Origin of the sequence: Bradyrhizobium sp. LB8.2, assembly GCF_040548035.1 — a bacterium.
Lineage (GTDB): Bacteria > Pseudomonadota > Alphaproteobacteria > Rhizobiales > Xanthobacteraceae > Bradyrhizobium.
Genome location: NZ_JBEPQV010000070.1, coordinates 1 through 7,143, shown reverse-complemented (window position 1 = coordinate 7,143; position 7,143 = coordinate 1). Strand labels below are relative to the sequence as shown.

General features: G+C 56.3%; 6 protein-coding genes. 5 read left to right on the top strand and 1 reads right to left on the bottom strand.

The genetic code is table 11. The features are described 5' to 3' along the window. Positions 1-659: 659 nt before the first annotated feature. Positions 660-2,618 (bottom strand): hybrid sensor histidine kinase/response regulator, encoded by a 1,959-nt coding sequence (locus tag ABIB06_RS38705; RefSeq protein ID WP_502916607.1) that lies wholly within the window; start codon positions 2,616-2,618, stop codon positions 660-662. Between the two features lie 897 nt (positions 2,619-3,515). Here ABIB06_RS38705 and ABIB06_RS38700 point away from each other — a divergent pair. The 5 genes from ABIB06_RS38700 to ABIB06_RS38680 form a co-directional block, all read left to right on the top strand. Beyond that, positions 3,516-4,112: a hypothetical protein gene (locus ABIB06_RS38700; protein WP_354053396.1), complete on the top strand. Its 597-nt coding sequence runs from the start codon at positions 3,516-3,518 to the stop codon at positions 4,110-4,112. A gap of 135 nt (positions 4,113-4,247) precedes the next feature. Beyond that, a complete protein-coding gene (locus tag ABIB06_RS38695) occupies positions 4,248-5,525 on the top strand; it encodes a site-specific DNA-methyltransferase (protein ID WP_354053395.1) in 1,278 nt (425 codons plus the stop codon). Then, entirely contained in the window at positions 5,518-5,868 is a 351-nt protein-coding gene (locus tag ABIB06_RS38690; protein WP_354053394.1) for a DUF5681 domain-containing protein, read from the top strand. The genes ABIB06_RS38695 and ABIB06_RS38690 overlap by 8 nt, the downstream gene beginning before the upstream one ends. Beyond that, positions 5,861-6,298, top strand: coding sequence for a DUF5681 domain-containing protein (locus ABIB06_RS38685; RefSeq protein ID WP_354053393.1), 438 nt, complete (start codon positions 5,861-5,863; stop codon positions 6,296-6,298). The genes ABIB06_RS38690 and ABIB06_RS38685 overlap by 8 nt, the downstream gene beginning before the upstream one ends. 8 nt (positions 6,299-6,306) lie before the next feature. Next, a partial coding sequence (locus tag ABIB06_RS38680) for a hypothetical protein (protein ID WP_354053392.1) occupies positions 6,307-7,143 on the top strand: 837 nt, incomplete at its 3' end.

Below are 7,143 nucleotides of genomic sequence, written 5' to 3'. Positions count from 1 at the left end.
AAACCTGCCGCGCATGATCGTCTCCGCCGATTCGAGATGATAAAGTGAATCATCAAGTCCCCTCCCTGGCGAGGCGGTTTTTCAGCAGACTGCTAAACTCGTTTTCTAAAATGACTCTGAATTGCGGGAATGCGTACGGTCGGACCATCCCGTCCCAAAGGGTAGCGTGGCCATTTTGGTCCCCTACTCGAGGGATTACTTGCGGCGGCCCCCTGTCGAGAGCCCGTTCAAAAACACAGAGAACGCAGCAGCGCAAGGCAATGCCGATGCGGCTGAGTCCAGTAATGAGCGCGATCGCCAACACTCGGAGCGAATACGCCAGCGGAAGTCGCTTTTGGTTATGCTGCGGATGCTATGCAGCGTCAGATCAGGTCCAAGAAGGGCCATCCGGACTCATGCACCGGAGAAGCGCTGTAAGTCGTTCGACGCCAAACTGAAAGTCGTTCGACGCCAAAAGAGTATCGGGCTACATTTAACAGCGGCTGCTGATCCAACTTTGACGGGGGCGTCAGCTATGGGTCAGGCGTGCGAGCACAGCTGGTCCATTGCAGTCATTCCGCAGCCGCCGCTGATGTCAGTTCGCCCAATTCTCTGGGTGCAGGTTCGTCTGCGGCGAGCCGCCGAAATGCTCGAGTCCGCTAGGTGGGCAGAGGCCGAATTCAACTGTTCTGGTCTAGAATTTCTCGCACGCGTAACGCGAGTTTTGCCTGAGATATCGGTTTTTCCAGCAAATTGACCCCCTCGTCGAGCCTTCCCTGGTGAACCACGGCGTTGCGCGAATAACCTGTCATGTACAGGATCTTCAACTCAGGTCTCATTTGCTGCGCACGCTTGCCTAACTCGCGCCCATTGATGCCTGGCATGACAACATCCGTCAGCAGAAGGTCGACCTTCGAATCCTCTTGCAGCAAAATGGTCAAAGCCGCTTGAGCGCTGCGGGCAGAGAGGACGCGATAGTTGAGATCTCGCAGAACGTCGGAAATATAGCTGCGAAGGTCTGCATCGTCCTCGACGACGAGAACGGTTTCGAACTTATCACCCTCAGGAGAAAGGTCTTCCGCTGTGTTCTCCAACAATTGCGCATTCCCGGCGAAGCGTGGGAAGTACATCTTGATGCTGGTGCCCTGGCCCACTTCGCTGTAGATCTTTGCGTGCCCTCCTGACTGTTTGACGAATCCATAGACTTGGCTCAGACCAAGGCCGGTGCCTTGCCCCGGCTCCTTCGTGGTAAAGAACGGCTCAAAAACGTGACTTAGAACGTCTGACGCCATCCCGCTGCCGGTGTCCGTGACGCAAATTGCGACGTATTGGCCTGGGATCAGTTCAGGATTGAGCCGGCAATACTCCTCGTCTGCGGAGATGTTGGCGGCCTCCAGGGTAAGCTTTCCGCCATTGGGCATCGCGTCACGTGCATTGATTGCAAGATTGACGATTGCCGACTCGAGATGGTTCGGATCGGCTTCGATATGCCATAACCCGGCACTTCCGACGGTCTGAACTTCGATGCGTTCCCCAAGCGTGCGCTGGAGGAACTCCTGCAGTCCGTTGATATAATTGTTCAGGTCGATAGGTTTCGGGTCGAGGGCCTGTCGTCGAGAGAACGCGAGCAAGCGGCTGGTGAGCGCCGCGGCTCTTTGAGCCCCGCGCTTCGCATTCGCCAATGCACGAGTCAAATTTGGGGCCGCCTTGGGGGCGTGCCGGTCAGCTGTCTCCAGATTGCCGATGACGATCATGAGCAGATTGTTGAAGTCATGCGCGATTCCGCCGCTGAGTTGCCCCACGGCTTCTAGCTTCTGAGATGCGGCCAGTTGCTGCTGAACCTGCTTGAGCTCGTCCTGAGCTCTCTTCCGGTCCGTGACGTCACGAGTGACCTTGGCAAATCCCACAATGTTGCCAGCGTCGTCGTTGATGCGATCGATGACGACCGACGCCCAAAAGCGACTCCCGTCCTTCCGCATGCGCCACCCTTCGGTTTCGAACCGACCATGCTCCCTCGCCTCGGAAAGCGCACTTTGCGGAACGCCAAGCTCCACATCCTCGGGCGTGTAGAAAGCGCTGAAATGTCGTCCGATGATCTCTGGCGGGGTGTAGCCCTTGATCCGCTGCGCGCCGGGATTCCAAGTCGTCACGTGACCGAGCGGGTCTACTTGAAAGATGGCGTAATCGACCACCGCCTCGATCAATTGGCGGTAACGCCCCTCACTAGCAAGGAGCTCTTCGTGAGCCTGCTGTCGCTCGGTAATATCTCGCGTAACCTTGGCAAAGCCGACCAAGTGACCGCTTTCGTCCCGGACCGCATCGATGACGACCGAAGCCCAAAACCGACTTCCGTCTTTGCGGACACGCCATCCCTCCGCGCTGAACCGACCGGTCCGCCCAGCGACGTTCAAGGCCTGTTCTGGCAGTCCTTTGGCTGTATCCTCGGGCGTGTAGAACGATGCAAACGATTTGCCGATGATTTCCTCAGGCGAGTAGCCCTTCAAGCGCTTCGCACCGGAGTTCCAGCTGCGTACCGTGCCGTCCACGTCGATCATGTAGATCGCGTAATCGACGATTGCGTCTATAAGCAGCTGGAGGCGGCGAGTATCGTCGAGTTCGTCGAATCTGGACTGGGGGATGAGACGGGTTCCATGGCCAAAACATTTAACTCCGAACACACGGTTCGGTTCCGGGGCCCGACAGCATTTGGTGGGCTCCATCGCCAGACGCTCACGACCCTGAGTCCCCCAACCGGCGCAGAACAGGCCTAGTGGAATCCGCTAAGGGCGGTCATCATATCCGAAGCCATCCCATCTGCGTGATCGCCAAGGGTCACCGTAAAGCCCCTTATCTATAGATTATCGAAGCGGAATCAAAAGGTGAAGCGAGTCTCCTCGCTTGTTGAGCTTACGGTCGAGCGTACTGTCATGGGCTTAGCTATCTGCGCGCAATCTGAAGACTCAGGGCAAGACCTTGCCGACTGGCTCGCATCTCGCCTCGAAAGAATGGCTCGAACAGCCTCTCCATGGTGACCTTCGGTATGGGTTCGCCGCCGCTCGCGACTGAGCTTCCGTCACTGCGCGCACGCGAACCGTCTCGTTGGACGTGCCATGGCTGGGCGCGCTTCCGACAACTGTGGACACCAGCTGCCTATTCTTGGCTTCACGCTTTGATTCTGCCGGGCGCTGGCAACAGCTGAAACGGATCTCTGGATGTCGTGCGACTGACTGAAGTGAGCGTTCCATAATTACGCGAAATCGGCTCGGACTCGCTTGTTACCCTTCCCGGCTTGTTACCCTTCAGAACTAATTGTGTGAATTTGCCGGGAAGCCCTTGCTCACAGATGGCCGTGGGCACAGGGTTGCTTTAGATTTTCGAGCTCATCGAGCTCGTCCTTCACTTAGGCGCTTCCAAAGATGAACGTCCCCAGCTGGATTCCCGAACTTGTAAGACCCATCCTAGAGCTGATGAGTGCTAATCCGGCTTGTACTGGACGACGACGCCCTGTTTTTGATCGACTGCTAGAAGACCCAAGGATGCAACCGGTCTTTAATGAATTTCTTCGACGAAATCGCGAGACGGGCGACTTCCTGTACCCGGCGAAGTTTCGGAACGGTAACCAGTCATCGGAAGATGCTCAGGTTGCAGCAATTCGGGAAGTACTCCAGCTGACGATCAGCGCCGCCAGCGATCGCATTTCAGTTTCAAAGACCGAACAGATTGACAAAGCCGGCCAGCGATGGAGTGACCACGCCGCACAGCTTCGGATTATTGCCCACGATATGGCACCGGAAGCCGAATTGGGAATGCTCGAACTTGACGATCCCGCGACTCCGGCCCTGTCTTCACGCGATGTGTTGGCACTTCTACGAGTCGCCAAATGGCTTGAGCATCTCAAGTCAGGACTTCGTCGTCCCGACGATCCACTGATGGTCGACAGACATCGCGGCGACCCGATCGTGCGGGGTGTCCAGATTATGATCGGCGTTAAGCTTGCGGAACAGTTTGGGGAGCGCCTCGACGGGACCGCAGCGACCTTGACGAGCGTGGCGTTGGATGTCGAAACGACCCCACGCACATCACGATCCGCCTTAACGGAGCCAAAGCTGCAGAAAAGGCGCTCTGCTCGCTAGCAATAGAAGTCCTTAGGATTCGTCTGCCCCTTAGCCGGAATTCGGTGGGGAGCTAAAGGCGAGATCCCTATGCGCGACTTGAGTCCCCCTTCTGAGACCCATCTTGATGTTACAAGTCATTTTGGACTTGTGAACGTGACCGATCTGCATCCATCCCCGCAAAATGCTCGTAAGCACAGCCGCGCGCAAATAAGGAAGCTGAAGGCAAGCATTGAAACCTTCGGCTTCAATGCTCCGGTGCTCGCAGACAAAGGTGGGAACATCCTGGCCGGCCACGGGCGACTTTTGGCCGCACAAGAGCTGGGAATGACTCAGGTCCCGGTGGTCTGTTTGCAGCACCTGACCGAGGAACAAGCCAAAGCTTATATGCTGGCAGACAATAAGCTCACCGACTTGTCGAGCTGGGATGACAACAAACTTGCCATTCAGCTCAAAGACATGTCTGAGATGGCCCTCAACTTCGAAATCGAAGCCACTGGTTTCGACCTACCCGAGATCGATTTCCGCATTCAATCTCTTGATGACGTTGAATCGATCGACCGGGCCGACGACTTCCAAGTTGCCGGTGGCCAACCCGTGTCAGCTTTGGGCGATATTTGGCATCTCGGAGAGCATAAACTCCTTTGCGGTAACGCTCTCGATCAAGTCGCTATTTCCAAACTTTTCGGCGGCCAAAAGGCCGCAGCGGCGTTCACCGATCCTCCGTACAACGTCAAGATTGACGGGCACGTGAGCGGCAAAGGAGCCGTGCACCATCGCGAGTTTCCAATGGGCTCGGGTGAGATGTCGGAGGCTGAATTCACGGCGTTCCTGAGTTCGGCCCTGTCATGCATTTGCCAGAACACTGTCCTTGGCGCCCTCATTTACACATTCATGGACTGGCGGCATATGTCGGAAACGCTTGCCGCAGGTCGTTCGGCCGGCTGCGAGCATATGAACCTCTGCGTTTGGGTCAAGAGCAACGCCGGAATGGGTTCGCTCTATCGGTCCCGCCATGAACTCGTCTTCGTCTTTAGGAACGGACCGGAACCACATCTGAACAATATCCAGCTTGGAAAGTTTGGGCGCAACCGCCAGAACGTCTGGAATTATGCCGGCAGCAATGCATTTGCGCGGAAAGGCTCGAAGCGCAATCTCGAGCTGCATCCGACCGTCAAGCCGCTCTTGTTGGTGGCAGATGCTATTCAGGATTCGACTAACCGCGGCGATATCGTCCTCGATCCGTTTCTAGGAAGCGGAACGACGCTTCTTGCGGCGGAGCGTGTGGGACGGCGCTGCTATGGCGTTGAACTGGACCCCTTGTACGTCGACACCACCATTGAACGCTGGCAGCAGATGACCGGCCGCAAGGCTCATAACCATTTGGGTGAGAGCTTCGATTTCCTTAAGTCTAGGCGCAGGGCCAATGACTGACCCAAAGGACAGCGGGGCCGTACTCCCACGGAAACTGAAGCCCAATCGACGCCCCAAGGCACGAACTAAACAGATTGACAGCCCGCTTGAGGTGATCGAGCGCCTATTGCACAAGCCGGTCGACACTGTGAAGGACGGACAGCCCACGAAAATGTCTGCACTGGAGGCAGTTGTATTTCAACTCCTCCAAAAATCGTTAGCCGGCGACAAAAGGGCCGATCGCGCGCTGCAGAAGTTCACAGATTTTGCTGATCGGAACAGTGTTTCCGAGTTGCAGCTCGTGTTCGTCGACAATGACTACACCCGGGCCTTCGCAGCCTCCCCGGAGCCGAAAGATGCCTGAGTACGAGGTTGGATACGGTAAGCCCCCCAGAGCTTCACAGTTCAAACCCGGAGTCTCCGGAAACCGGAAGGGGCGTCCGAAGCGTCAAAAATCTGATTTAGCGAGCGTAATTCATCGCGTCATGCACTCTTCTGTTCGCCATCGTGAAGACGGTCAAGAACAGATAACCCCTGCGTGGGAACTCAATCTAAAACTGCTTGTTCGTAGCGCTGTCCGTGGTGACGTTGACGCTGCGATGGCGGTACTAAAGTTCTTGGCCCAGGCCCAGCGCACCAAATCTGGGAAGCAGCGCCTGGTCGTCGAAGACTGGCTTCCCGACTATCCAGGCCAGACCGCCGAGCAGAAAACCCGCGACTTCGCACGAAAACGGAGCGCCGCCGCGATCGAATGGTGGTCGCAGGCTGGAACGACTCCTTTTAGGAACGACTAAGGCTCAACATGACACGACGGATTCTGTCCCCTTCTCAAAACCTTTCGCTCGGAACCCTTCATGCCGGGCAAGTCAAAGCATTTCTGGCGCTCCGCGGGCACCGTTTCAAAGCGCTTCGCTGTGGCAGACGCTTTGGAAAGACCGACTTTGCCAAAACCTGGATCAAGGAAGGTCTTGTGCAAGGGTTCGAGTGCGCTTGGTTCGCCCCACAACATAAGACCTGGGCAGAGGTCTACTCAGAAACGGCGTCGGCGATGGCTGGCCTGATTGAACACACCTCCAAAACTGCCGGTGTGATGCGACTGAAGACCGGTGGCCGGTTAGACTTTTGGTCGCTAGAGAATTCGATCGCAGGCCGTGGACGCCGATATCATCGGATCGTGATCGATGAGGCCGCATTCGGGAAGAGCGGTGACAATAAGACCGATGGCTCCGCCATGGAGATTTGGGAAAAGTCCGTGAAGCCGACCCTTTACGACTATGGCGGAGAGGCGTTGGTCTGTTCAAATTCGGCCGGCAAGAACCCCGATAACTTCTTCTACAATATCTGTACCGACGCCCAGTATGGCTTCAGGGAATTTCATGCCCGGACGATGGATAACCCCCTGCTGCCGAAGCGCCTGCAGGATGAAAGCATCGACGAGTGGCTAACTCGCAAGGAGATGTTCCAAGCTGATCTCATTAAGAACAACGATCCACTCGTCTATGCCCAGGAGTATCTTGCGGAGTTCGTGGATTGGTGTGTTTCGACATGGAATAAGGACCCCGTATTCGGGGTAATCGGCATCCAATCGGGACCCCGGGACAAGGGTCCACAGTGGCTTCCATCAAGTCATGGAAGCCGA